The sequence below is a fragment of the Paenibacillus radicis (ex Gao et al. 2016) genome, assembly GCF_014641555.1.
Classification (GTDB): Bacteria; Bacillota; Bacilli; order Paenibacillales; family Paenibacillaceae; genus Pristimantibacillus; species Pristimantibacillus radicis.
Map to the genome: position 1 here is coordinate 89505 of NZ_BMHY01000008.1, position 26198 is coordinate 115702.

Sequence of the window (26198 nt, forward strand, 5' to 3'; positions counted from 1 at the left end):
CTTTGTACTGCTTGCACACATTTTTGGGGGGTTATGTTAATAATGGAACGTTTCTTTAAGCTAAAGGAACACGGTTCTAACATCAGAACGGAAATTATGGCCGGTCTGACGACATTTATGACGATGGCTTATATTTTGGCCGTCAACCCGATTATTCTGACGCCAGCCGGCTTGGATTGGACGGCCGTATTTTTGGCGACGGCGTTGTCAGCGGGTATTTTCTCGATCGCAATGGGCTTGTTCGTGAACTTCCCGGTAGCGCTTGCACCTGGGATGGGGCTTAATGCGTATTTTGCATCGGTCATCATTTCATCGGCGGCGACAAACAAGCCGATCTCGATTGAAATGGGTCTGACTGCCGTATTTATTTCCGGTATCATATTCATTATTCTCACACTGACGCAAATTCGTCAGATGATGATCACAGCGGTACCAGACAGCTTGAAGCATGCCATTACCGTTGGTATCGGCTTGTTTATCGCCATTATCGGTCTGAAAGGCAGCGGCCTGATGACGATTGCGGCTACAACGTTTGGCGATGTGAAAGCAGGCGCCTACACAGACTTGGCTGGTCCTGAAACGGTTATTCACTTGGGACATCTTGCTTCGCCTGATGTGTACATGACGATTGTTGGTCTCGTTCTGATCGCAGTTCTGATGGTGCTGCGTGTACCGGGCGCCATTTTGTTCGGTATCGTCGGCACAACCGTTATTTCCTTACTTACGGGTCAAACCAATGTGAAAGAAACACTGACAGGCAAAACATGGGTTCCTGATTTCGGTAAATTGAATTTTGTACATTTCGATTTTGCAGGTGTTATTGAAGTAGGTCTGGTAACGGTTATTCTAACCTTCACGTTCGTTGAGCTGTTCGATACGTTCGGAACGCTTGTTGGTACAGCAAACCGTGCCGGTCTAATGAAAGATAAAGAAGAAGGCAAGAAACGCGTCGGCAAAGCAATGTTCGTCGATGCGATCGGCGTAAGCGGCGGCGCAATGCTGGGTACGAGTACGGTAACGGCATTCGTAGAAAGCTCTGCAGGTGTGGCGCAAGGCGGACGGACAGGCCTGACGTCAGTTACGACAGGCATTTGCTTCCTGATCGCGATCTTCGTAGCACCGGTCATTGCACTCGTTCCGGGTTCGGCAACGAATGCAGCTTTGATCATCGTCGGCGTACTGATGATGCAATCGATCAAAGAGATCGACTTCTCCGATATGGTTTATGCGATTCCTTCGTTCTTGACGCTGGCGCTGATGCCTTTCACTTACAACATTGCGAACGGCATTTCGTTTGGTGTAGTGACTTACGTATTGCTTGCAACGGTTGCTAACGTAACTGGCAAAGGCAAATACAAAGTTCACTGGCTGATGTGGATTATCGCAGCGCTCGTGCTGGGACGCTTCATTTTCCTCGGCGGAGAATAAGCGAAGCTCTAGCATAGAAGAGAATAAGCTGGAGGCGGATTGGACCGGCGCCCCGGCAGTAGAAAGAAGCGGCACCCTTCGGGCCAATGTCATTAAGTTAACTTAGCTTAATGACATTGGCCTCGGGCGCCGCTTCTTTGTTTTATAAGGAATAAATGAGGCCATACCTATTATTTGAAGAATAAAAAGTTAGTCGGCAGCTTGCGAAGCTGACCGTCCGACGGTTTGTTAATAACGCGTCCGTTCCAGACAAGAGAGGATGAACCGCCGCCGTCCAGGTTGTAGCCGTCTACCGCGCCATAACGGCGAAGGAGCAGTTGCAGCTCGGCCAGCGTAGCGCCGGAGCTTCCGCCTTCATTGCGTCCGTCCACAACGAGGACTAGCAATTGATCGTCTTTGTAATTGGCGATGACGGTACGAGGAGCACGAGCCGGACTGGACTGCCATTTCGGCGGAATCGTCGTTGACATGCCATTTTTCAACAGCACGGGAACGAAGGATGCACCGAATTTGACGTTCTTGTTATCAAGCTCCTGACGGTTAGTGAACTTGCCGCCGACTAATTCATTGCTTTCATTCAATCCGACGAAGAACAGGTCGGAATATGATGGCTCAAAGCCTCCTACATACTCTCCGTTAAGCATCGTTGTGCTGAGCGGGTAACGGCTTCCGCTGCCGTCGGCAAATCCCCCTGCATTGACACCCGCAAAGGCTCCTGTTCGTTTGACGGCTGCCAGCGTCGTCTCAGCGCCGCCGTAACGGTCGCCGCCAAGCGCCATTTGCATGGCTTCCCCGGTCTTCAGCTTCAGCTTCAACGCATAGGCTTTGAAGTAATCCGCCTCTATGTAGAACAATTGCGCTCTTATGTTCTTCGTATCGATCGTCCCGGAAGGCTTGCCGAGCTTGGAAGTAATGATCCGGTCATAGATTTCATAAGGCCGTTTGGCTTGAGTTGTCGCCTTATTGACGATTTGCTTCATTTCTTCATTCGTTTGGTTATACAGCTTAATTTGCTTTTTGATCGACTGGCTCGTCTCGGAAGCCGTCTCTTGCGCTTTGCTCAGTCCCTCTACCGCGTTAGCGGCTGGCTGAGGAGCTTGCCCTTCAGCAGCGCTTGATTCTAGCTTAGGAAAGGCGCTCTCGCCCATTACGACGGCCACGTCGGCGAACAATAGCCAGACCAGCACGCCTAGAAAGGGCGTGCAAGCAAGCAGCAGCGTACGATTTAGGTAGCGGACACTGTTGTTGTTCATTTCAGCACATCCAAGCTTTTTTGCAGTTCGTTCAGCTTCTTCTTCACTTCATTTAACTGGCTATACAGCTTATTACTATTATCCGTTTTGACATCGGCGTTATCTTTTGTAAAGGTAAGCAGCTCATTAAGCGCGTCGACCTTTCCTTCCAGACTGGCGAGGTCCTCTTTATAGCTGGCTTCCAGCTTGTCCAGGCGTTCCTCGTACTGCTTCTGCATATCGGCGATTTGCGAAGCGGTCTGGCGTTCCAGGTCGGCGGCTACTTGCCGCTGAATATGATCGCTGTAAAGCTTGGCGCCGGCGATGCCGATTAAAATCAGCATGAGCCAGACCATTATAAATAAGAAGAAATACCTTTTGCTCCTCCGAGTCCTGGGCGATCGCTCGTAGATCGAGGATGCGGCCGGCTCCAACGGTGCATGATTAGACATGTTATGCGTTCACCTCTTCTGTGTCGTGATTAGTTAGGAAGATGGGAAGTGAACGAACTGCGTTCAACCAATAGCTATACAATAAAACGGTCGAATGATGGCGAATGTTGCGGGTGTCACTACATTGTAACAAAGAAAAGCGTCCAGGTCTGCCCAGCAGTTTGTGGGATTGACTAGATGCGTTATAATAGGAGTCAACAGAGCTTGAAGGATGAGCTTATGAAGCAAGTTTGGCTTCCGTAAAAACGGGGTATATGCTTGCTTAGGTGCTTCCGTATAAACGGAGCACAGGCGTATGGTGCTTCACGAAATAACTACAAGACTTAGCATGCTTACGAAGTAAGTTTTGCTTTACAAAACTAAGCAGATGCTTACGAAGTAAGTTTTGCTTTACAAACCTAAGCAGATGCTTACGAAGTAAGTTTTGCTTTACAAAACTTTTTAGGAGGGTTCGATATATGAGTCAGCAAGTGGAACAAGCGATGTTTGCAGGCGGTTGCTTCTGGTGCATGGTACAGCCGTTTGAGGAGACGCCAGGTATTTTGTCTGTTGTATCCGGCTATAGCGGAGGACATACGGAAAACCCGACTTACGAAGAGGTATGCTCAGATACGACAGGTCATGCCGAAGTCGTTCATATTACATTTGACCCGCAAGTTTTCTCGTATGAGAAGCTGCTGAACGTTTATTGGCGCCAGACCGATCCTACCGATGCAGGCGGACAATTCCATGACCGGGGCGAATCGTACCGGCCGGCAATCTTTTACTATACAGAAGAGCAACGGGTGAAAGCAGAGGCTTCCAAAGCGGAGCTTCAGGCAAGCGGTCGTTTCGATCGTCCTATCGTGACGGAGATCGAGCCTGCGAAGCCTTTTTATCCGGCAGAGGACTATCATCAGGGCTATCACCATACCAATAAGCTACGTTATAAAATGTATCGCAAAGGCTCAGGACGTGACGCATTTATTGAGCAAAATTGGACGGTTAACAAAAATAAAGACGAGCTGAAAAGCCGCTTGACGCCGCTGCAGTATGAAGTGACGCAGAACAATGCGACGGAGCGCGCTTTTACGGGCGAGTTCTATGATCACAAAGAAGAAGGGCTGTACGTCGATATCGTCTCTGGCGAGCCTCTATTCAGCTCCCGTGAGAAATACGATTCAGGCTGCGGCTGGCCAAGCTTTACGAAACCTTTGAAAGAATCGGCCGTTAAAGAACTGACCGACACGAGCCACTTCATGGTTCGTACGGAAGTTCGCAGCACGGAAGGAGACTCGCATTTGGGTCATGTGTTTAATGACGGTCCTGGCCCGAACGGACTTCGCTACTGCATTAACTCTGCATCGCTGCGGTTTATTCCGCGGGCTGATCTGGAGAAAGAAGGATACGGGGAGTACGCGAGCTGGTTCAATTAAAGTTGGACACAGAATGAAATAAGTGTGAAATAAGTGCCATAAGGGAGAGGTTGTCGTGAATTTAGAAGAAGCTATTCGCACCAGAAGATCAATTGGGCGCCTGAAGAAAGACCCGGTTGATCGGGCTGTAATCGAAAAAATACTGGAAGCCGCAACATGGGCTCCAAGTCATTTCAATACGCAGCCATGGAAATTTATCGTCATGACTGGCGAGGGCAGATCGAAGCTGGGCGAGGGCTATGCCCGCGTTGCACTTGCGTCCTTGGACACTGGAATCGGTGCAGCGCTGGAAGAGCGTCTGGAGAAGGAACGTGCGAAAGCATTCCGCAGCCCGGTCGTGATCGCTGCTGTATGCTCGCCTTCCGACGATCCGCGGGCAACGCTGGTTGAAGAGATCGCCGCTTCTCATGCGGCCGTCCAAAACCTGCTGCTGTCGGCACATGATAACGGCTTGGCAGGCGTATGGCGTTCCGGAGATCCGATGTATCATCCGCTTATGAAGGATACGTTTGGACTTGATGCGGAGGAGCAGCTTGTCGGTTTAATTTATCTTGGTTATCCCGATATGACTCCGCCGGACGGCAAAAGAACGCCAGCTTCGGAGAAAACAGTTTGGATTGATGCATAAAACGGTGCGATAACGAGCTTTATCAAGATTAAAGCCTTCTGCAAGGGAATATGCCGACGTCAGACGTCTGCAGCCCTGCGGAAGGCTTTTTTTGTCAATTGACTGCTTCACGAAATAGATATATAGTAGTAAATACTTTGCTGTTAATTGTTTTAGTTCTAAAGTAATTCGCCCGAGCGTAAATGATAAATTAGGCTCCTGCAAATGCGAAAGGGGGGGATTGGGATGGACAGAAGCGCTGAGCTGATTGCATTCTCAGGGCAGTTCCGCAGTGTGCTTCGTTCAATTAATCAAGAATGGAACAAACGAATGACGCACAATTTATCCTATACGCAATTCAAGATGATGTACCGCCTTCATTTGGAAAAAAGGCTTAAAGTTTCCGAGCTGGCCGAATCGATGGGACTCACATCTGGCGCGATTACTGGTGTAGCTGATAAGCTTGTTGCCGAAGATTACGTCGTACGCGAGCGGGCAACAGATGACCGGCGAGTTGTCTACATTGAAATCACGTCAAAGGGCAAATTAATGATTGAAGAGCTGCTCGAATCGCAAAGCGAGACCATTTTATCATTATTTACAAGTTTGCCGGATGAAGACATTCAGCATTTGAAGCGCATTTTTGCGCAGCTGATTGCGAATATAGAGAAATTATAATCATAAGGAGAAAAGACAATCATGGAGCACTTATCAAGCAAGCGCAAGTTAACCATTATGGTCGCTATTATGGTCGCGATGTTCTTCGCAGCCATCAACCAGACGATCGTTAGTACGGCAATGCCTCGTATCATTGCAATTTTGGATGGGATGGAGCTGTACACCTGGACGATTACGATTTACATGTTGACCTCCACAATCGCAACGGTACTGGTCGGCAAGCTGTCCGATATTTATGGTAGGAAGCCGTTCTTGCTCGTCGGTATATTATTGTTCGTTATCGGCGCTTTCACTTCCGGCTTGGCTACTGACGTTTATCAGTTTATTACATTCCGCGGCATTCAAGGTGTAGGTGCCGGTATTATTATGGCAACTGCTTTTACCGCAGTAGGCGATTTGTTCCCGCCGCGTGAACGTGGTAAATGGACCGGTCTAATGACCGCTGTATTCGGCTTTTCCAGTGTTATTGGACCAACTCTTGGCGGTTACATCATCGACCATCTCGCATGGCACTGGGTATTCTGGATCTTCCTGCCGCTGGGTGTTGTCGCTTTTGCGATGATCCTGTTCCTGTTCCCGAAAACGGAACACAAAAAAGGCGAGTCGATCGATTATCTTGGTTCTTTGTTCCTGACGACGACTATCGTTCCGCTTCTGCTTGCGTTCACTTGGGCAGGCTCCAAGTACGAATGGGCTTCGACTGAAATTATCGGCCTGTTCGGTATTACGCTTGTATCATTAATCATTTTCCTTCTGATCGAAAGATCGGCTAGAAATCCGGTGCTTCCGCTTCAGATGTTCCGAAACAAAACCGTTACGCTGTCCAACGTAATCGGCTTTATTATGAACTTCGGCATGATGGGCGCACTCATCTACCTGTCGTTCTTCGTACAAGGCGTATTGGCAATCTCGCCGACACATGCCGGCTATGTCACAATGCCGATGTCGATCGGTATGGTTATTACGAGTGCAATCGGCGGCTCGCTTATTAGCAAAACAGGCAAGTACAAACGTTTTGCTTTGATCGGTATGCCGATCATGCTTGCGGGCATGGTTATCATGGTATTTATGAACAGCGTATGGATGGCCGTTCTGGCGATGATTATTTTCGGCTTAGGACTTGGTCTGGGTATGCCGGTGTTCTCGCTGACGATCCAGAACGCAGTACCGCATAAAGAACTGGGTGCGGCTACAGCAACGATGCAACTATTCCGTAACCTTGGCGGTACGATCGGTATCGCAGTAATGGGTACGGTATTGGCTTCAAGCCTGAAGCATAACTTGACCGACCTGGCTAAAACCGGACACGGTGCAGACTTGTCGAAGCTTGATCCGGCCGTTGCGGAGAAATTCGCGAAGTTCGCGAACCCGCAAATGCTGACGGACCAACCTGCGCTGAAAAGCACGATGGAAAGCTTGCCAGCTGACGTTCAGCCCATTTTCCAAAAGGTCATCGAAATGCTGCGCGATGCGCTTAGCTCCTCGTTGTCGACCGTGTTCCTTACAGGCGCACTGATTCTGGTAGTCGCGGTTGTACTGACATTCTTTATTAAAGAAATTCCGCTTCGCACATCGAATAAAGCGCCTGAAGAAGGTTCAGCCGAAGGCGACAAGCTTGTGAATGGCAAGCTTGCGAGCCAAGGCGAGTAAGAGGCAAGTAAGAATGACATTAAGGCAGTAAGGCAGTTAGAATAGTAAAGCCCGGCAGTTATCATCGCGTGCGATGATGGCTGCCGGGCTTTTTGTGTTGTCAGGCTGTTGACTGGGGGAGTGGATTGGAGTGCTTGATCGTGTTGCGAAAATAATTCCGCTATTATGTCGCCCGTTTTCTCTAAATGGAGCAAATTTCGTTCAATCGACGGCCATTTTACGATATAAGTGAAGTTTTTTCTCTATTCAGAAATCCGTTTCCGCTGTTGTGAACTTATTGACCTTAATGCAGATAAAGCGCCAAAGTGGCTGAAAATAAGGAAAGAAGACGACACTATTGCGAAAAAACGTGCCGATCGTAGCTCTACACCTACAAATAAGTGCCGATTTGCGAGCTGCTACTCAGTACCTGCAAACAAGTGCCGGTCGGCGGGAGAGCCAACGTGAATGAAATGGATGGCAGATGCGGATATAGCAGCAGCTACAGCAGCTTCTTGATCCGGAAGTTTTCCTTGAGTACATACCAGTTCTGCGGAAACGGAACGCCGAGCACCCAGTAGCTGACACCTCGGAGATTGAACAGCTTTACGATATTGAACTTGGCTTGTACGCTGCGCGCATCCTCGTACCAGACCACATGCTCATGCCCTTGCTCATCGTAGTAGTGATAATATGGCGATTGCGATTCGGGATCATAATGAATTTCTGCGCCGAACCTGGCGGCTTGAGCAACCGCTTCCTGAGGGCTGATGGAGGGTGCCCACTTATTGCCCTTTGCGTAAGGCAAAGTCCAGTCATAGCCGTACAGGGGCATGCCCATGACGATTTTGTCCGGCGGAATAACGGAAAGGGCGTATTGCAGTACTTTGACGACCTCGTTCAGCGGAGCAACGGCTAGCGGTGCTCCGCCGGACCAGCCCCATTCATAGGTCATCAGTACAACGAAGTCGACAATGCGGCCATGTGCCTCATAGTCATGCGCTTCGTAGAGCGTCCCTTTCTGATCGCCTGTCAGCTTAGGCGCAAGCGCCGTAGAGACAAGATAGCCGTGCGGGTGGAGCGTATAGACGAGCCGCTGTAAAAAACGGTTGTATAGCTCGCGCTCTGCTGGCGCAACATATTCAAAATCAACATTGAGCGTCATGTAGCCCTTATACCGCATCGTTCCGAGAATATTGGCGACAAGCTGGTTTTGAACGGTCTGATCTGTAAGTACGGCATGGGCAATGGCGGTGCTGAAGCTGCCGTCTTCGAAGTTGGTAATCACCATCGTCGGAGCCGCTTTTTGTCCATATGCCGCTTGTATAACCGCAGCATCATCCAATGCGCTTAAAGAGCCGTCAGGCTGAACGCGATAGCTGAATGGACTTATGTATGTGAGGTAGGGAGCGATATCATTCGTTATAGCGACGCCCTGCTCATTGAATTTCTCCGTGTAACCGTTAACCTCAATGACCGGCTTGACCGGTTGTGGTATACGGATGATTTGACCGGGGTAGATAAGGGCGGGATTGCTCAGCCCGTTCACGATGGCAAGCTCCTGCAGCGTTGCTCCATATCGCTGAGAGATGGACCACAGCGTCTCACCGGGCAATACCGTATGGCTGCCGGCGCTTGTCGAAATGATGACAGCCTGGCCGATTACGAGCCTGTTCGGATCTTCCAATCCGTTCACCCCGGCAATGGCCTCCACGCTCACCCCGTATTGTCTGGCGAGCTGCCAGACGGATTCTCCTCTTCGTACGGTATGTATTTGCACCCGCCGATACCTCCCGACTTGTCAATCTACTTCTACTCTATTCGGCGGGTGCGCATAATTTAACCAATATCCGAATTATTCGTTGTCTTCGTTAGGGTTCAGTTCGTCTCCAATTGATACGCCCATAAATACCCCTTTGATTCCAGCAGCAGTGCATCCGAACGTTCTTTTGGCTGCAGGATGACGCTGTTGTTGGCATTCATGATATACCCGTCGTTTATGCGCTCAATGGCGATAGGCACATCGAGCTCCATGAACAACTGCCGCATGCGGTAAATTGTATTGTACAGGTTAGGGAGAGCACGGCTTTCCTCAATATTCGGCCATAGATCATCAATGATCCGCCACTTTAAGCAAAGTTTATTTTCATGCAGCAGAAAATAGTAGAACAGCTCCTCCGTAATACGAGTCGGCCATTTCACAAGCTGCCCGCTTTTCTTGACGGATGCTTCTCCGTACAGCTGAACGTCAAGCTCTTTCTTAAGGGCAGGCTTCTCTTTCTTCCCGTAATATTTCTGAAGGCGCTCGTCAAGCTGCTTCACCGTATTAGGAGTCATTGGCTTCAAGAGATAATCGAGTGCTTGGACACGAAAGGCTTGCACGGCATATTGCTGGTGGGCCGTTGTGAATATGACCGGTACGTCAATGCCGCTCTCCACTAAGCTTTGAGCAAGCTGAAGACCTGTCATTCTCGGCATCTCAATGTCGAGGAGCAGTGCGTCTACAGTCAGCCTCGGAATTTCCTGCAGCGCCTCGAATGGCGATTCGAAACGGCCAACAATTTCAAAGGGACCGTAGGTTTCAAGCAATCTGGCATGCAGACCTAGTATCGGCTTCTCATCCTCAACGAGAATAACTTTCCACATCATGCAGTCCCTCCTTGATCGGAATCGTAATTTGAATGGTTGTTCCCTTGCCTGGCAATGCTTCGATGTCCAGACTGCCTTGAGTAAGATCAAGCACGCGCCGGCGCACATTCGTAAACCCAATGCCGACGTTAGCTGTTCCTCCCTCCATTAATTGAGCCCGGCGTTCTGTTGTCATGCCTACGCCGTCATCGGAGACCTGAATATGTAACAACGACTCATGCTTATAGATGGATACCTGAACATGTCCCGGGCCTTCTTTGTCGAATAAGCCGTGGCGAATGGCGTTTTCAACTAAAGGCTGCAAGAGCAGGCTAGGAATCCGAATGCTCTCGGCGGTGATAAGCGGATCGATGTCATAGGCGAACGTTAGCCGCTCTCCAAATCTGGCTTTCTCCACCTCAACATAAGCCTCAATGATCTCCAGTTCCTTTTGCACGGTAGAGAATTGTCCGTCCCGGCTTGTCTCAAAGATATAGCGGAGGAAGGAACTGAGCATCGTCAGAAGGTAAGCGGCACGTTCCCCATCGGTGTAGCAGAAGGAGATGATGTTGCTTAACGCATTATATAGAAAGTGCGGTTTAATCTGGGTTTGTAAAAACGCCATTTCATATTCGATCGCTTTCTGCATCGATTGCTTCGTTTGTTCGACAGCGTTCAGCCTCGCCATCAATGTCTCTTTCGAGAAAGGCTTAATAATGTAATCATTAGCGCCCGAGGCAAAGATGGTCTCAATATGTCTTGGATATTCCGAAGAAATCATCATCAGAATCGGAAGCTCCATCAGGGACGACTGTAAACGGATTTTCTGAAGCAATTCGAGACTGTTCATGCTGCCTGGGATAATATCATCAATCATAATCATTGAGATGTCCGGGTGGTTGCTGTAATAGTCGAGCGCTTCTTGCGCGGTATAAGCAATTCGTATTTTGTAGGTATCGCTCAATATGCCCCGCATCACTTCCCCGTGTATCACATCGTCGTCGACAATGAGCAGCGTCTGCAGTTCACGTTCTTCTGCAGATGCGGCAGCTTGTAAATGGTAGTTATGCCCCGTGAAGGTATCCGGCTCCTTGTATTCGCTGAAAGCCAGCTTGAGTGTGCAGGTGATGCTGTTCTCGGTACGCTTATATTTGATGCTTCCATTCATTTGTTGAACAAGCTCCACCGTCATCATGAGCCCTGAAGAATGCTGCCGGTCCCCGCTTGTCGCGATGGCCTTGCGGGTCGTCTCCACATGAAGCAGGATATCCGTTCCAGCCCGCACGGCTTCAATGGTCAGGCTGTCTTCCGCAGTATCTTGAGCAATCTCGGTCATCATACGCAGGAGCACTTGCGCCAAAGCCTGCTCGTCCGCCCATACATAAAGCTGCTTCGATATCTTCTCATCGATGTGAATCTTTTTCTTCGCGAATGTAAGCTGCATTAGCTGAAGGGCATGGTGCATGACCATCTGGAGATTGGTGGACCTCAGCTGAATCGCGTAATCGTCAAATCGAATGCGGGTAAAATCATTCAAATCTCTCAGCACATACACCATGTTGCCAATAAGCTGTTCGGCTAAGTATAGCTGCTCGCCCTGTTTATGGTGATTGCGCTCTCGGGCAATCGATTTAATCAAATGGATGGCATCATGCAATGGTTTCTGCAAATCCTGCGTTGCGACTTTCAAGAAATCATCCTTCGTATCGTTGGCCTTCTGCAATCGGACGGTCAGCCGCTCTGATTCCTCTGTCCGGTTCATGAGACGGATGCCGAGAAATACGTTCATCGACAATACGCTTCCGATCAATCCGATGCGGTTCCAACTGTTGCGGCCAGAGAAGAATAAGCTGTCCGACGAGCCGCTTATTGCGAAAATCGCCAGAAACAGCAGCATCGAGATGAGAATGACGGCTTCGTTTCTGCGTATTGAAATGCGATTTTTAATCGTCAAATAACCGATGCGAGCGATAACGACGAGAAATAATACGTCCATATAGTAAAAAAACGGATACTGAATACCCGACAAGGTTCTTGCCGGAAGAATGACATTTAATGATGCATAGACGAGGAGCGGTAGCAAAAGCAGAATGAGTGTCCTTCGCTTCATAGCGGAAGGAATCATTTTGACAATAAAGTAAAGCAGCAAGATGGGGCTCAAGTATGTAATGGCGTCTTGCAGTCGAAAGTACAGCTCGAAAGGAAACGACGGGAACTCGCGCAGAAGCATCCGCTCTCCACGGAAGGCGATAACGAATGCCAGCACCAGAAAATATAATCCGCTGTATAAGAAGGCCTCGTCCTTCGTACGCAGCAAGTAGATCGTTAAATGGTACATGCCGAATAACAGCAAGCATAAGACTGCAGCCCATTCCAGGGCAAGATCCCGCTCTACGTCTTTCTTAATAGATTCGGCATCGCCGATGTCGATCGGCAGCACGATTCCGCCTCTTGCATTGTAGAAGTTGGAGGCATGAATGGTAATTAGAATCTGCCGGCTGTCCGGTTTAAAGTACGCCTCATAGGACGGGTTGCTCGGAACCGTTTCTTGTTTAGTGACGGCCGTTTTTCCTTGTTCCGCAACGATTTCGCCATCGATGTAGATCGTATGAGCGGACCAAATGTTTCGTACGCGAAGACCGACATCGGACCAGTGATCAGGCAGATATACGGTGAGCTGGTAGGAGCCCCACTGTGTATTCGGTGTCCAGGGCCCAGGAACGGGCAAATCATCCGCTTTTTTCGAAAAATCATCCGGAGCGACGAACGAGTTGTCCGTGAATTTCCAATCGCCGGCTAACGATACGAATGGAGAATCGGACATTTCTCGCAAGTCGAGTATGCCGTCTGCCGCTTTGATATGGACGGAGCTTGTATCCTTGTCGCTAAAAATCATATAAAGAATGGCGATTAAAGCGCATGCCACGCCCAAATAGCCGATCCATTTCTTCATTTGCGGTCACATCCCTATACCTACTACTATACGTGAAAAATCTCTCAAAAAACTACCAATTTCCGTACCATGCGACAGGAGGCGCGCTTGGTACGGGTGGACATGTCGAATAAAGAAGAATTTGAGAGATTTTTGAGAGAAGCCTCTGCTAAGTTGGAACTAACATCTTCAATAGTTTGGAGGGGTGTGGGGTTTCGCAAGGTGCTTAACGCTTAATTTGGGTGGTTCTATCGGCATGTGTAGTTGATTGCTGGAGAATGAGACATTGTTGCTAATCTTACAGAATGGGTGGATCAGATGAAGAAGAAAATGATTGCAATGGCAATGGCTTTTCTATTGCTTGTTACAAATGCGTCAATGACGTACGCGCTAGCGCCAGTGGCCGAGGTTTACTATAATCTCGGTGAAAGTACAAAAACTTATGACACGAATATGCTTGAAGGCTTTTTAAATGATGCGGTTAAAGCCAAGCTGGCAGCAGCGGGTGTCAATCCTAAGTATGTATCGATTATGGACGCGAGTGCAGATCCGGCAGATGTTTCGGATTCCCACGTACATTCCGGCTATGACAGCTGGTACATCAATAATGGATACACAATTACTCCGTCCGTTGAAACGGCGGATTACAATCACGTTCAAGTGTCCAATAACGGCAAGACGCTGACTTTCTATGGGTACACCCAGCCGGCCTATAAGGACTACATGCTGACGAGCGGAACGCCATCCGGCAAGAAGATCATTACCTTCGATATGGATGAGTCCAAAGTAGATTATCACAGCATGGAAGGCGGCGGCTTTCTTTTTAATACACAGATCGATGGAGCGGGCAAATTAAGCGGCTACGCTATTCTATATGTACAAGGCGCTATCAAGGTTTACAGCATAAACGGTGTGGACGCAGCGGCTTTGCACAACGAGACAGGAAGAACTTTATCCTCGATCCCAGGCGTTACGCCAATCGGAAGCTATCCGAAGGGTACTTCTACCCATCATACAATTAAAATTAATGTAACAGAAACGAAACTGAATATGTGGGATAACGGAGACCAGCTCATTAAGGATCTCACACTTCCAGCCGCTTACGGCAATGACTTTGGTCCAATTGTCAGCTATACAAGCCATAGCTGCGAGATCATCTCGATTTTTGCTTTTGACAATATGAAATTGTTCTCCACGTCCACCAAGACTTTAGACAAAGCCGTTGACGATATTGTATGGGATACGCATGCTCCATTGCGCTATGTCGTGAATATTAGTGACGACCCGCAATCGAGCCTGGATGGAGGTCCAAACCAGTCCAAGCTGAAGGACACATTAAATAATAACGGCGCACAATATGTAGGCGTTACCGCCTCGGTTTATTCGGACACTAACCAACGCTTTATCGATGAGCTTGTAAACGGCGGAATTCATGTAGATTCCGGCCAAGATATTCCTGATATCATTGATGAAATAGCCGAGCGTGTTGCGAACCAGATCATTGCGGACTATAAGGATGCCATTCTGGCTATTGAAAAGGCAGAAGACAACACGGATATCCAGTTTACTGCTGGCGATTATAAAAACTCGGTGAAAAACAATATCACCTTAAAGCAAGACGACGATGTAACCACCATCTGGTCCTCCGATCAGCCTTGGATTATCGCACCGGACGGAACGGTTACGAGACCCGTTACGTCACAGCCTGGCGTCTATGTCAACCTGAAAGCGACGATTATTAAAGACGGGCTTACAAGCGAGAAAGTCTTCACCGTATATGTAAGTGCAGCGGAGCCAGGTCCTTTGACCACTCTGACGGCCGTGTCAGAGGACGGACAAGTGACACTGAAATTCCCGGAACTGACGGATACTGCGGACGGAGATATCGTAGTTGAACAGTCTGCGGACGGTACCAACTTTACACCCGTTATTCCGCAAGAGATTTTGAACAGTATTTCAAAAAGCGCCACGATTGGCGGTTTAACGAACGGTGAAAACTACTTCTTCCGTCTGGTGGTTAAATCGGGTTTCTATAAAGGAACATCCAATGTAGTTCAAATTTCTCCAGCTGAGAAGCTGACAGCTTTGACGGCGACTAGAGGCAGCAGTAAAGCGACTCTGACGTTCCCTGCTTTAACGGGAGCAACGAATATTGTAGTTGAGCAGTCTACGGACGGCGTTAACTTTACTCCTGCAACGACAACGGAAACATTGAATGACACTTCAACAAGCGCTACTATTACCGGCTTGACCAATGGCACAACGTATTATATTCGTTTGTCTATTGAGTCGGGCAAATACGCGGGTGTGTCTACTGTCGTTACAGTTACGCCTGCTGTACCTTATACACCGCCAACACCTGAAATTGAGCAGCCGATGAATACGAAAGTGACGGTGTCCGATGGCGGTAAAACGGTTCAGGACAAAATCACCAAGCTGGTCGGCGAAAACTTGAAGGTATCGGGTAAAATCAAGTCGGCCAGCGGTCAAGAAATAAATGTGCCGAACATTGTAATGAATGCAGACGGCAGCTTTACGCTTCCGAAAGTTCCTGCAGGCGAGTACAAGCTTGTGTTGAACGTAATTGCACCATATGGTGAAAAACTAGCTGGTCCTACAGGCAAGCTCGTAGTGGACAGCAACGGAAATGCAAGCTTGACGGTTGATCTGGTTGATCCGTACGGCACGATTCTGGATACGATCACGAATGAGCCTATTGCAGGCGTCAATATGAAATTGTACTGGGCAGATACCGAACTGAACCGCTCCAAAGGCAGAACGCCTGGAACGCTTGTCAATCTGCCGGAGCTGCCGGATTTCGCACCTAACAAAAACCACAATCCGCAAATCAGCTCCGACAAAGGCGAATACGGCTGGATGGTATACGCCAATGCCGATTACTACTTCTTGGGCGAGAAGGACGGCTATGTTGTGTTCGACAGCCGCAACGATAAGCGCGAAGAGAAATTTGGTGATGACAGCTTTATTAAAGGCGGAGTTATTCATGTCGGCGAAACAATCGTGAAGTTCAGCTTCTCGGCGCAGCCGAAAGTGAAAGCTTCGGGCACTCATAACCCGTACATGATCGGTTATCCGGATGGAACGTTCAAGCCGGACCGCGGTATTGTCCGTGCGGAGATCGCTACGATCCTTTCCCGTCTGTACAAGCCAACCACGAATTCCAAAAAAATATCGTTTACCGATGTGGACTCCAAATACTGGGGAGCGGATGCGATAGCAATCGCTACGAATAACAAATGGATGGTCGGCACTGGCAAAAATACGTTTGAGCCGACCAAACAAATTACGCGTGCGGAATTTGCGCAATTGCTGACGAACTTATACAAATGGGACGTCGAGAGGGAAAGCAGCTACACGGATATCTCCGGACATTGGGCGGAGAAAGCCATTGCAACGGTTGAGAAGCAGGGCTTGCTGTTTGACTTTACGGATAAGGCATTCAATCCGAACCAGCCGATTACAAGACTGGAGGTTGTCCGCATCTTCAACCGCCTGCATGAACGCAAACCATGGCATGTTGAAGTTGACGCGAAATGGTCCGACGTTCCGGCAAGCCATGCGTACTATTCAGATATTATGGAAGCCTCAGTTCAGCATCCGTTCGAGCAGTTTGAGACCGGAATCGAGAGCTGGAAGAAATAAAATAAGTTATTGAAACAAAGCGACCGTAACCGGCAATGTCATTAAGTTAAGCAAACTAATGACATTGCTTTGACCGGTCGCTTTTTTTGCAGCAATGTATTATAGAAACGATAATCTGTAAAAATATTCCTATGCGGACAGCGGATTACAGGTTAATATGCTGCCCCTTTGCGTGGACAACCTTAATATTTTGATACATCTTGACACAAAAACGAACTTTTTTAAAAAGAACTCTTATTAATGTTCGTATTTTATTCTTATTTCATTGACAGCTATGGAGGGATTGGATAAACTAGAATAGGTTAAGGCGGAACATTCCGCCGCAATAGTCGAAGACTCGTATATCCTCGGGATTTGGCCCGAAAGTTTCTACCCGAAAACCATATTTTCGGACTACGAGCATGCTGGAACAATTGAAACAGGTTGCCCTTCCAAGGGCAGCCTTCTGCTGTCTTTGCGTTATCGCATTAGCGAAGTAAAGCCAATTGTTGCCAGTAAGTCATCGAATCACTTTCTCATTCAGAGAAGGTGTATACGATGCTCCGCTCGGGTCCGGTCAAGCAATCGTGAATGTTCAAACGGCTGCTAGCCGGGCTTTTTGTGCGTTTAGGGCCAAGTGCCGGGAATATCAATTTATAGATGAAGGAAGGTTTAGCGCATGTCTGCGAAGGTTGGCGTTATCATGGGCAGCAAGTCCGATTGGGACACAATGAAATTAGCTTGCGACGTGTTGGAAGAACTGCAGGTTCCTTATGAGAAAAAAGTAGTCTCCGCACATCGCACCCCGGATTTAATGTTTGAGTACGCAGAAACGGCCGCTGAACGCGGATTAAAGGTCATTATTGCAGGAGCGGGCGGCGCGGCTCATCTTCCAGGGATGGTAGCGGCCAAAACGCTGCTGCCGGTCATCGGAGTGCCCGTCAAGTCGTCGAACTTGAACGGGCTTGATTCGCTTCTCTCGATCGTGCAAATGCCGGGCGGCATTCCGGTAGCGACGGTTGCAATCGGCAATGCCGGCGGCACGAACGCTGGATTGCTGGCGGCGCAAATGCTGGGCGCATTTGATCCTGAGCTGCTGGCCCGGGTCGAAGCTCGCCGTGCGCGCATTCAACAGGAAGTGCTGGAAAGCAGTGAAACGTTATGACAACAGAAGCAGACAAGCGTAAGAACGCTGAACGGACAATTGCGCCGGGAAGCACGATTGGTATTTTGGGCGGCGGCCAGCTGGGCCGGATGATGGCACTCGCCGGAAGCGCGATGGGCTACCGGTTTGTAGCACTTGATCCGACACCGGACGGGCCTTGCGGTCAAGTGTCAGATCAGATCGTAGCCGCTTACGATGACCGCGATGCCGCAAGAGAGCTGGCGAAGCGGTCGGACGTCATTACTTACGAATTTGAGAACGTGGATGCAGGCGTAGCTGCGATGCTAATGGCCGAATCGTACGTGCCGCAAGGAAGCGAGCTGCTCTATACGACGCAGCATCGCTTGCGGGAGAAGCGGGCGATCGAAGCATCAGGCGTTCGAGTGGCTCCATACAGCGAGATTCGCAGCGCTGAAGAGCTGAGAGCGGCAGCCGAGCGATTTGGCTTGCCGTGTGTACTTAAGACGGCTACCGGCGGCTACGACGGTAAAGGCCAATGGGTTATTCGCAGCTTCGACGAGGTAGAGGAAGCGTACGAGACGTTGAGCCGCAGCGGTGCGGAGCTGGTGCTGGAGCAGTTCATCCGGTTTGAGAAGGAATTGTCCGTTATTGCGGCGCGAAGCCCGCAGGGAGAGATTAAAGCATTCCCTGCTGCGGAGAATATTCATATCGACAACATCCTGCATCTGTCCATCGTGCCTGCCCGCATTTCGGAAGCTGTACAACAGGAAGCCGAAAAGCTGGCGATGCGAATTGCCGAAGGGCTTGGCGTTGTAGGTCTGATCGCCGTCGAGCTGTTCTTGACGACAGACGGCGAGCTTTACGTCAATGAGCTTGCGCCTAGGCCGCATAACAGCGGTCACTATACGATGGAGGCATGCCGCACCTCGCAGTTCGAGCAGCATGTGCGGGCCGTGTGCAACTTGCCGCTTGGCGATACCTCGTTGTTGACGCCGGTTGTCATGGTCAATGTATTAGGACAGCATGTTGAACCGCTCCTTGCCCGCGTGCAAGAGCATGATGAGGCGGCAGAGCGGTTGAAGGTAGCCCCGAAGCTTCACTTATATGGAAAGAAAGATGCGGTGCATAAGCGGAAGATGGGCCATGTGAACGTGCTGGCCGACAACGTGGAAGCAGCGCTGCAATGGATAGAAGAGACTACAATTTGGAAGGTGTGACCCGTACATGTTAGAGCGTTACAGCAGACCGGAAATGAGAGCAATTTGGACGGAGCAGAACAAATTTCAAGCTTGGCTTGAGGTGGAATTATGCTCTTGCGAGGCGTGGGCCGAGCTTGGTGTTATCCCGAAGGAAGATGTAGAGGCGCTGCGCAAATCGGCAAGCTTCAATATTGACCGCATTTACGAAATCGAGCAGGACACCCGTCATGACGTAATCGCCTTTACGCGTGCCGTATCGGAAACGGTAGGCCCTGAGCGCAAATGGGTGCACTACGGCTTGACTTCGACGGACGTCGTCGACACAGCGACTGGCTACTTGCTGCTGCAAGCAAATGCCATTCTGAAAAAAGACATCGAGCGCTTTATCGGCATTCTTCGTGAGAAAGCGATTCAATATAAAGATACGCCAATGATGGGACGTACACACGGCGTTCATGCGGAGCCAACGACTTTCGGTCTGAAAATGGCGCTGTGGTACGAGGAAATGAAGCGGAACCTGGAGCGGTTTGAGCATGCGGCAAACGGCGTACAGTTTGGTAAAATCTCCGGCGCTGTAGGCACTTACGCCAACATCGATCCTTTCGTTGAAGAATTCGTATGCAACAAGCTTGGCATTACGGCTGCCCCGATCTCCACGCAAACGCTGCAGCGTGACCGTCATGCCGAATATATGGCGACGCTGGCGCTGGTTGCAACTTCGCTTGATAAGTTCGCAACTGAAATTCGCGCCCTGCAAAAATCGGAATTCCGTGAAGTGGAAGAGCCGTTCGCAAAAGGCCAAAAGGGCTCTTCGGCAATGCCGCATAAACGCAATCCGATCGGCTGCGAGAACATCTCCGGCTTGTCCCGCGTTATTCGCGGCCATATGCTGACTGCTTATGAGAACGTGCCATTGTGGCATGAGCGCGACATCAGCCATTCGTCCGCAGAACGCGTTATTTTGCCGGATGCTACGATGCTGCTCAACTACATGCTGAACCGTCTGGGCAACATCATCGGCAACTTGACCGTGTTCCCGGAAAACATGAAACGCAACATGCAGCGCACGTTTGGCGTACCGTTCTCCGGCCGCGTTATGACGAAGCTGATCGACAAAGGACTCAGCCGCGAGCAAGCGTATGACACGGTTCAGCCGCGCGCGATGCAAGCCTGGGAAGAGCAGCGCCAATTCCGCGACATTATCGAATCTACGCCGGAAATTACGGGCCTGCTGTCCTCGGAAGAAATCGATGATGCCTTCAACCCTTCGTGGCACCTGAAGCATGTCGATACGATTTTCACACGTCTTGGATTGAACTAAGCCTGGATAGAACGAAGGGGGATAAGAGGAGAATGACTGCGCAATCGCAAGCATTGTCTACCGCTGCGGAGTATGTAAAAGCGCCGCTGCTCTATAAAGGAAAAGTACGCGAACTGTACGATCTCGGCGAGTACTACCTGATTGTCGTCACAGACCGCATCTCCGCGTTCGACTATGTGCTGGACCCGGCTGTGCCGGAGAAGGGCAATGTACTGAACCGGCTGTCGGCGTTCTGGTTCGAGCAAACCGCTTCGATTCAGCCTAACCATGTCATTCATACGGATGTGGAGAAGCTGGGGGATCTCGTTAGCGAGCCCGAGCTGCTGAGAAACCGCATTATGGTGACTCGCAAAGCAGAACGGATCGACATCGAATGCGTTGTCCGCGGCTATATCACAGGCGGAGGTTGGAGACAATACCAGCAAACGCAAGCGATCAACGGCATCGCGCTTCCGGCTGGCATGCGCAAAAACGAACGTTTTGCGGAGCCGATCTTTACACCGGCAGCGAAAAACGACGTGGGCCATGACGAGGACATTCCATTCGAGCGGATGCAGGAAATGGTGGGGGCCGAGCTCGCTGAAGAGCTTCGCGACCGCAGCATCAAGCTTTATGAATTTGCACATGCGTATTGCGAGGAGCGCGGCATCATTCTTGCCGATTGCAAATTCGAATTTGGACTTGTTGACGGCAAAGTCATTCTAATCGACGAGATCTTCACACCCGATGCTTCCCGTTTCTGGGCCGAGGGCAATTATGCGCTCGATATCGAGATCGACAGCATGGACAAGGAACCGGTTCGCACGTATCTTCTCGGCTCCGACTGGGACCGCGACAGCAAGCCAGCTCCGCTGCCAGAGTCAGTCGTGGATGAAACAACGAATCGTTATCTAGACATCTATCGTCGTTTAACTAAATAAGACGGTTCAAAAAGCTTGAAAGCCGACTTTTTGAACTTTGATTATATAAACAGCATGGCACTGGCCGCGGACAAAGCGGCCGGGCCACCCTTTCTTCACCGACCACCCGGGATGCTTTTAGAACAAATCGCTGTGAGCGAATTGAAGCGCGGGTGTCCGATCTGAAAGCCGAAGGCGTTCGCTTTTGAACAATTGAAAAATTTCCACGATCCTGTGGAATCAGAATTTTTCAATGTTCAACGCGATGAAGACGGACACCCGCGCGGAAAGAGCGGTATCAGCTGATCATGTCTAACTGCCATCTCGGAAAACTCACATTTCCAGGAGGCCACAATGAAAGCAATCGTCTACGTTACTATTAAAGAAAATGTATTGGACCCGCAAGGAACAGCCGTTCAAGGCGCACTGCACACGATGGGCTTTGGCGATGTAGGCAAAGTGCGCATCGGCAAATATTTGGAGCTGACGCTTGATACGACGGACCGCGCTCAAGCGGAAGAGCAAGTTAAAGCGATGTGCGAGAAGCTGCTCGCGAATACGGTCGTAGAAGATTACCGTTTCGAACTGGAGGGTTAACACGATGAAGTTTGCGGTTCTGGTATTTCCCGGCTCCAACTGCGATATCGACTGCTTTAAAGCCGTTGAAGCAATTGGCGAGCAAGTCGAATACGTATGGCATACAACGACGGACCTGAGCGGCTTTGACGCCATCCTCGTTCCTGGCGGATTCTCTTATGGCGATTACTTGCGCTGCGGCGCGATTTCCCGTTTTGCCCCGGTTATGAATGAAGTGAAGAAAGCGGCGGACGAAGGCAAATTCGTCCTCGGCATCTGCAATGGTTTCCAGATCCTGACGGAAGCGGGCCTGCTGCCAGGCGCACTGATCCGCAACAACGGACTGAAATTCCGCTGTCACCAGACGCCGCTTGAAGTGGTTAACAGCGCTACGGCGTTCACGAATCAATATTCGCAAGGCGAAGTGATCAGCATTCCGATCGCGCACGGTGAAGGCAACTACTACTGCGACGACGAGACGCTTGCTAAGCTTCAAGCGAACAACCAAATTGTATTCCGCTATGCGGGCGATACGAACCCGAACGGTTCGGTCTACAATATCGCTGGCGTAAGCAATGAGCGCGGCAACGTGGTCGGCATGATGCCGCATCCGGAGCGTGCGATGGATCAATTGTTCGGCTCGGAAGACGGCAAACGGATGTTCACATCGATTTTGAATGCATGGAGGGAACAACATGGCGCAGCAGTTAACGGCTAAGGAGCCTACAGCGGAGCAAATCGCGGATCAGCGTATTTACACGCAGTTTGGCGTTACGGATTATGAATTTGAGCTTATTTGCGGATTTCTCGGCCGCAAGCCTAACTATACAGAGATCGGCGTATTCAGCGTTATGTGGTCGGAGCATTGCTCGTACAAAAACTCCAAGCCTATCCTGAAAAAATTCCCGATCACAGGCCCTCGCGTCCTGATGGGACCAGGCGAAGGCGCTGGTATCGTTGATATCGGCGACAACCAAGCGGTCGTATTCAAAATCGAATCGCATAACCATCCATCCGCCGTTGAGCCTTATCAAGGCGCAGCAACAGGTGTAGGCGGCATTATCCGCGACATCTTCTCGATGGGTGCGCGCCCGGTTGCTCTGTTGAACAGCTTGCGCTTTGGCCGTCTGGAAAATGACCGCGTTAAATATTTGTTTGAGAACGTCGTAAGCGGCATTGCAGGCTACGGCAACTGTATCGGCATTCCGACGGTTGCGGGCGAAGTGATGTTCGACGAAAGCTACGAGGGCAACCCGCTCGTTAACGCAATGTGCGTAGGCTTGATCGATCACGACAAAATCCAGCGCGGTGTAGCTAAAGGCGTTGGCAACCCTGTATTTTACGTTGGACCGGCAACAGGCCGCGACGGCATCCACGGTGCAACGTTCGCTTCTGTTGAGCTTTCCGAGGAATCCGAAGAGAAGCGTACAGCGGTACAAGTCGGCGATCCGTTCATGGAGAAGCTCGTTATGGAAGCAACGCTTGAGCTGATCGATTCCGGTATCGTGCTTGGCATTCAAGATATGGGCGCAGCAGGCCTCACTTGCTCGAGCGCGGAGATGGCTTCCAAAGCAGGCAACGGCCTCGAGCTGTACCTGGACGAAGTTCCGCAGCGCGAGACGGACATGACACCTTATGAGATGATGCTTTCTGAATCGCAAGAGCGCATGCTGTTCGTCGTTGAGCCGCAGCATGAAGCGCAAGCGAAAGAAATTTTTGACCGTTGGGGCATTATTTGTGCCAAAGTCGGCAAAGTAACGGATGACGGACGTCTCCGCTTATTCCATAAAGGCGAAGAAGTGGCGGATATGCCGGTTAAAGCGCTCGTTGACGAGTGCCCGGTTTATGAAAAACCATCGCAAGAGCCAGCTTCCTTCGCAGCAAGCGCATCGATCGATACAGCTGATTTCACTGAAATCAATGATCTGACTGGCGCGCTTGAAAAAGTATTGGCTTCCCCAACTGTAGCCAGCAAAGAGTGGGTTTACAGCCAGTATGACTACATGGTCCGCACATCGACAGCCGTTCAACCAGGCTCCGACGCTGCTGTCGTTACGATTGACGGCACGCGCAAAGGTCTGGCGATGACGACGGACTGCAACGGACGTTATGTATTCCTCGATCCTGAAGTCGGCGGCAAAATTGCAGTAGCCGAAGCGGCGCGCAACATCGTATGCTCCGGCGCAGAGCCGCTTGCGATCACGGACAACCTGAACTTCGGCAGCCCGGAGAAGCCGGAAGTGTTCTGGCAGCTGGAGAAATCGGCAGACGGCATGTCCGAAGCTTGCCGCGTGCTGGATACGCCGGTTATCGGCGGCAACGTCAGCTTGTACAATGAGAATGCCAAAGGCGCGATCTATCCGACGCCGGTTATCGGCATGGTCGGTCTCGTACATGATACAGATCACATTACGACACAAGGCTTCAAAAAAGAAGGCGACGTAATTATTCTTGTCGGCGAGACGAAAGCGGAATTCGGTGGCAGCGAGCTTCAATACGTGCTGACGGGCGAAGCGAAAGGCCGTCCACCGGTTATCGATCTGGCAACGGAAAAAACATTGCTGAACACGGTGCTTGGCGCGATTCAGCAAGGACTTGTCGCTTCGGCACATGACCTGTCCGAAGGCGGCCTGGCGGTTGCGCTTGCGGAATCCTGCATCAGCGGCCGCATCGGCGCTGAAGTGAACGTAGCGACAGAGCTTCGCGCGGATCACGCGCTGTTCAGCGAATCGCAATCCCGCATTCTGCTGTCGGCGAAGCCGGAGCAAGCGGCTGCGCTGCAATCGCTGTTGAATGAGCAAGGGCTGGCTAATGCAGCTATCGGTACGGTAAAAGGCGGCAGCCTGACCATTAACATTAACGGCAAGTCCGGCGTTGCTGCGCCGGTACAACAACTGGAGAAGGTCTGGAAGGATGCGATTCCATGTCTGATGAAATAAAACAGCTAACGCTGTGGACGGGAAGCCATTATAACGAAGGCATCGGCCGTGACGATATTTTCGATAAATTGCGTGAGGAGTGCGGTGTGTTCGGGGTATTCAATGTCCCGAACGCCTCCTCGCTTTCTTATTACGGCCTTCACGCTTTGCAGCACCGCGGCGAGGAAAGCGCGGGCATCTGCACAGTGGATACGGAAGACCATAACCGTTTTGCTTATCATCGCGGCATGGGTCTTGTGAAGGAAGTTTTTGATAAAGACAAGATCAACTCGCTGAAGGGCGACCGCTCCATCGGTCACGTTCGCTATTCGACGGCGGGAGAGAGCAAGCTGGCGAATGCGCAGCCGCTTATTTTCCGCTATCGGGACGGCGACCTTGCGGTTGCTACCAACGGCAATATCGTAAACGCGCCTGAAATTCGCAAGGAGCTGGAGAGCCAAGGCTCGATCTTCCAGACATCCAGCGATACCGAGGTTATCGCTCACTTGATCGCCCGCTCGCCGAAAGATTTCGAGACGGCGGCTAAGGAAGCTTTGCAGCGGATCGTTGGCGGCTTCGCATTCCTCATCATGACGAATGATAAGCTGCTGGTGGCATCCGACCCGAACGGCCTGCGTCCGCTCGTGATGGGCAAGATCGGGGACGGCTACGTGTTCTCTTCCGAATCCTGTGCGTTTGAATCGATTGGCGCCGAGTATGTGCGCGACGTTCAACCGGGCGAGCTGCTGTATCTCGACGAGAACGGCCTGCGCGAGGACCGTTATGCCGAAGTGGAACGCAGAGCAACCTGTGCGATGGAATACATTTATTTTGCAAGACCCGACAGTGACATTCATACGATCAATATCCACTCTGCCCGTAAACGGATGGGCAAGCAGCTGGCGATGGAAGCGTTCGTAGACGCGGATATCGTAACCGGCGTACCGGATTCCAGTATTTCGGCAGCGATTGGCTATGCGGAGCAGACTGGTATTCCTTACGAGCTTGGCCTCATTAAAAATAAATACACGGGACGGACCTTTATCCAGCCTTCGCAGGAGCTTCGCGAGCAAGGCGTAAAAATGAAGCTGTCCGCCGTTCGCAAAGTGGTAGAAGGCAAACGCGTCGTCATGATCGACGATTCCATCGTTCGCGGCACGACGTCGCGCCGGATCGTCAACATGCTGCGCGAAGCGGGAGCAACGGAGGTTCATGTACGGATTACTTCGCCGCCATTTCAAAACCCTTGCTATTACGGCATCGATACGCCGGACCGCAAGGAGCTGATCGCTTCCTCCCGTACGGTAGAGGAAATCCGCGAAATGATCAATGCAGACTCGTTGTCGTTCTTGACCAATGAAGGCTTCATCGACTCGGTAGGCGGCAATGACGGCGCTTATAACCGGGGCATGTGCCTGGCTTGCTTCGACAATGACTACCCGACTCCGGTCAACGAAGAATCGGATAAAAGCTGCAGCTGTTAAAATGCAACAACCATATATAAAGGAGATGACTT

Annotated in this window: 19 protein-coding genes and 1 riboswitch; of the genes, 14 read left to right on the top strand and 5 right to left on the bottom strand. The window is 50.5% G+C overall.

Features of this window, described 5'->3' with window-relative positions; all coding sequences use genetic code 11:
* The first annotated feature begins 42 nt into the window (after nt 1–42).
* Nucleotides 43–1428 (top strand): NCS2 family permease, encoded by a 1386-nt coding sequence (locus IEX98_RS19490; protein ID WP_188890872.1) that lies wholly within the window; start codon nt 43–45, stop codon nt 1426–1428.
* Nucleotides 1429–1598: 170 nt separating this feature from the next.
* Here the strand turns inward: IEX98_RS19490 and IEX98_RS19495 are convergent, their stop codons facing one another.
* Together IEX98_RS19495 and IEX98_RS19500 are read right to left on the bottom strand one after the other, a co-directional pair.
* Nucleotides 1599–2681 carry a phosphodiester glycosidase family protein gene (locus tag IEX98_RS19495; protein ID WP_188890873.1) on the bottom strand — a complete coding sequence of 361 codons (1083 nt, stop codon included), beginning with the start codon at nt 2679–2681 and terminating at the stop codon, nt 1599–1601.
* The gene (locus IEX98_RS19500; RefSeq protein WP_188890874.1) at nt 2678–3112 is read right to left on the bottom strand and encodes a hypothetical protein; all 435 of its coding nucleotides are present in this window, start codon (nt 3110–3112) and stop codon (nt 2678–2680) included. The genes IEX98_RS19495 and IEX98_RS19500 overlap by 4 nt, the downstream gene beginning before the upstream one ends.
* Before the next feature lie 458 nt (nt 3113–3570).
* Here IEX98_RS19500 and msrB point away from each other — a divergent pair, with 458 nt between their 5' ends.
* From msrB to IEX98_RS19520, 4 genes are all read left to right on the top strand, one after another.
* The gene (gene msrB / locus IEX98_RS19505; RefSeq protein WP_188890875.1) at nt 3571–4527 is read left to right on the top strand and encodes a peptide-methionine (R)-S-oxide reductase MsrB; all 957 of its coding nucleotides are present in this window, start codon (nt 3571–3573) and stop codon (nt 4525–4527) included.
* Nucleotides 4528–4582: 55 nt separating this feature from the next.
* On the top strand, nt 4583–5155 hold the full coding sequence (locus tag IEX98_RS19510; RefSeq protein ID WP_188890876.1) for a nitroreductase family protein: 573 nt from the start codon (nt 4583–4585) through the stop codon (nt 5153–5155).
* 225 nt (nt 5156–5380) lie between these two features.
* Complete coding sequence (locus IEX98_RS19515; RefSeq protein ID WP_188890877.1) at nt 5381–5812, top strand: MarR family winged helix-turn-helix transcriptional regulator; 432 nt, start codon at nt 5381–5383, stop codon at nt 5810–5812.
* Between the two features lie 21 nt (nt 5813–5833).
* Nucleotides 5834–7462 carry an MDR family MFS transporter gene (locus IEX98_RS19520; protein WP_188890878.1) on the top strand — a complete coding sequence of 543 codons (1629 nt, stop codon included), beginning with the start codon at nt 5834–5836 and terminating at the stop codon, nt 7460–7462.
* 481 nt (nt 7463–7943) lie between these two features.
* Here the strand turns inward: IEX98_RS19520 and IEX98_RS19525 are convergent, their stop codons facing one another.
* The 3 genes from IEX98_RS19525 to IEX98_RS19535 form a co-directional block, all read right to left on the bottom strand.
* A complete protein-coding gene (locus IEX98_RS19525; RefSeq protein WP_188890879.1) occupies nt 7944–9221 on the bottom strand; it encodes a LysM peptidoglycan-binding domain-containing protein in 1278 nt (425 codons plus the stop codon).
* A gap of 98 nt (nt 9222–9319) precedes the next feature.
* Nucleotides 9320–10087 (bottom strand): response regulator, encoded by a 768-nt coding sequence (locus tag IEX98_RS19530; RefSeq protein ID WP_188891017.1) that lies wholly within the window; start codon nt 10085–10087, stop codon nt 9320–9322.
* Nucleotides 10065–13022 carry a histidine kinase gene (locus IEX98_RS19535; protein ID WP_188890880.1) on the bottom strand — a complete coding sequence of 986 codons (2958 nt, stop codon included), beginning with the start codon at nt 13020–13022 and terminating at the stop codon, nt 10065–10067. Before IEX98_RS19535 ends, IEX98_RS19530 begins: the two co-directional genes overlap by 23 nt.
* A 297-nt stretch (nt 13023–13319) precedes the next feature.
* Between IEX98_RS19535 and IEX98_RS19540 the strand changes: the two genes are divergently transcribed.
* The 9 genes from IEX98_RS19540 (at nt 13320) to purF (ending at nt 26166) form a co-directional block, all read left to right on the top strand.
* Complete coding sequence (locus IEX98_RS19540; RefSeq protein ID WP_229692274.1) at nt 13320–16664, top strand: S-layer homology domain-containing protein; 3345 nt, start codon at nt 13320–13322, stop codon at nt 16662–16664.
* Between the two features lie 317 nt (nt 16665–16981).
* Nucleotides 16982–17080, top strand: a riboswitch (purine riboswitch).
* A gap of 242 nt (nt 17081–17322) precedes the next feature.
* Nucleotides 17323–17808, top strand: coding sequence for a 5-(carboxyamino)imidazole ribonucleotide mutase (gene purE, locus IEX98_RS19545; protein WP_188890881.1), 486 nt, complete (start codon nt 17323–17325; stop codon nt 17806–17808).
* Nucleotides 17805–18986, top strand: a complete 1182-nt coding sequence (gene purK, locus IEX98_RS19550; protein WP_188890882.1) for a 5-(carboxyamino)imidazole ribonucleotide synthase — start codon at nt 17805–17807, stop codon at nt 18984–18986. Before purE ends, purK begins: the two co-directional genes overlap by 4 nt.
* A gap of 7 nt (nt 18987–18993) precedes the next feature.
* A complete protein-coding gene (purB, locus tag IEX98_RS19555) occupies nt 18994–20289 on the top strand; it encodes an adenylosuccinate lyase (RefSeq protein ID WP_188890883.1) in 1296 nt (431 codons plus the stop codon).
* 32 nt (nt 20290–20321) lie between these two features.
* Nucleotides 20322–21209 carry a phosphoribosylaminoimidazolesuccinocarboxamide synthase gene (locus IEX98_RS19560; protein ID WP_188890884.1) on the top strand — a complete coding sequence of 296 codons (888 nt, stop codon included), beginning with the start codon at nt 20322–20324 and terminating at the stop codon, nt 21207–21209.
* A 333-nt stretch (nt 21210–21542) separates the two neighbouring features.
* The gene (gene purS / locus IEX98_RS19565) at nt 21543–21785 is read left to right on the top strand and encodes a phosphoribosylformylglycinamidine synthase subunit PurS (RefSeq protein WP_042167190.1); all 243 of its coding nucleotides are present in this window, start codon (nt 21543–21545) and stop codon (nt 21783–21785) included.
* A 4-nt stretch (nt 21786–21789) separates the two neighbouring features.
* The gene (gene purQ, locus IEX98_RS19570) at nt 21790–22482 is read left to right on the top strand and encodes a phosphoribosylformylglycinamidine synthase subunit PurQ (protein ID WP_188890885.1); all 693 of its coding nucleotides are present in this window, start codon (nt 21790–21792) and stop codon (nt 22480–22482) included.
* The gene (purL, locus tag IEX98_RS19575) at nt 22460–24703 is read left to right on the top strand and encodes a phosphoribosylformylglycinamidine synthase subunit PurL (RefSeq protein WP_188890886.1); all 2244 of its coding nucleotides are present in this window, start codon (nt 22460–22462) and stop codon (nt 24701–24703) included. The genes purQ and purL overlap by 23 nt, the downstream gene beginning before the upstream one ends.
* Entirely contained in the window at nt 24688–26166 is a 1479-nt protein-coding gene (gene purF / locus IEX98_RS19580) for an amidophosphoribosyltransferase (RefSeq protein WP_188890887.1), read from the top strand. Before purL ends, purF begins: the two co-directional genes overlap by 16 nt.
* The last annotated feature ends 32 nt before the right edge of the window (nt 26167–26198 follow it).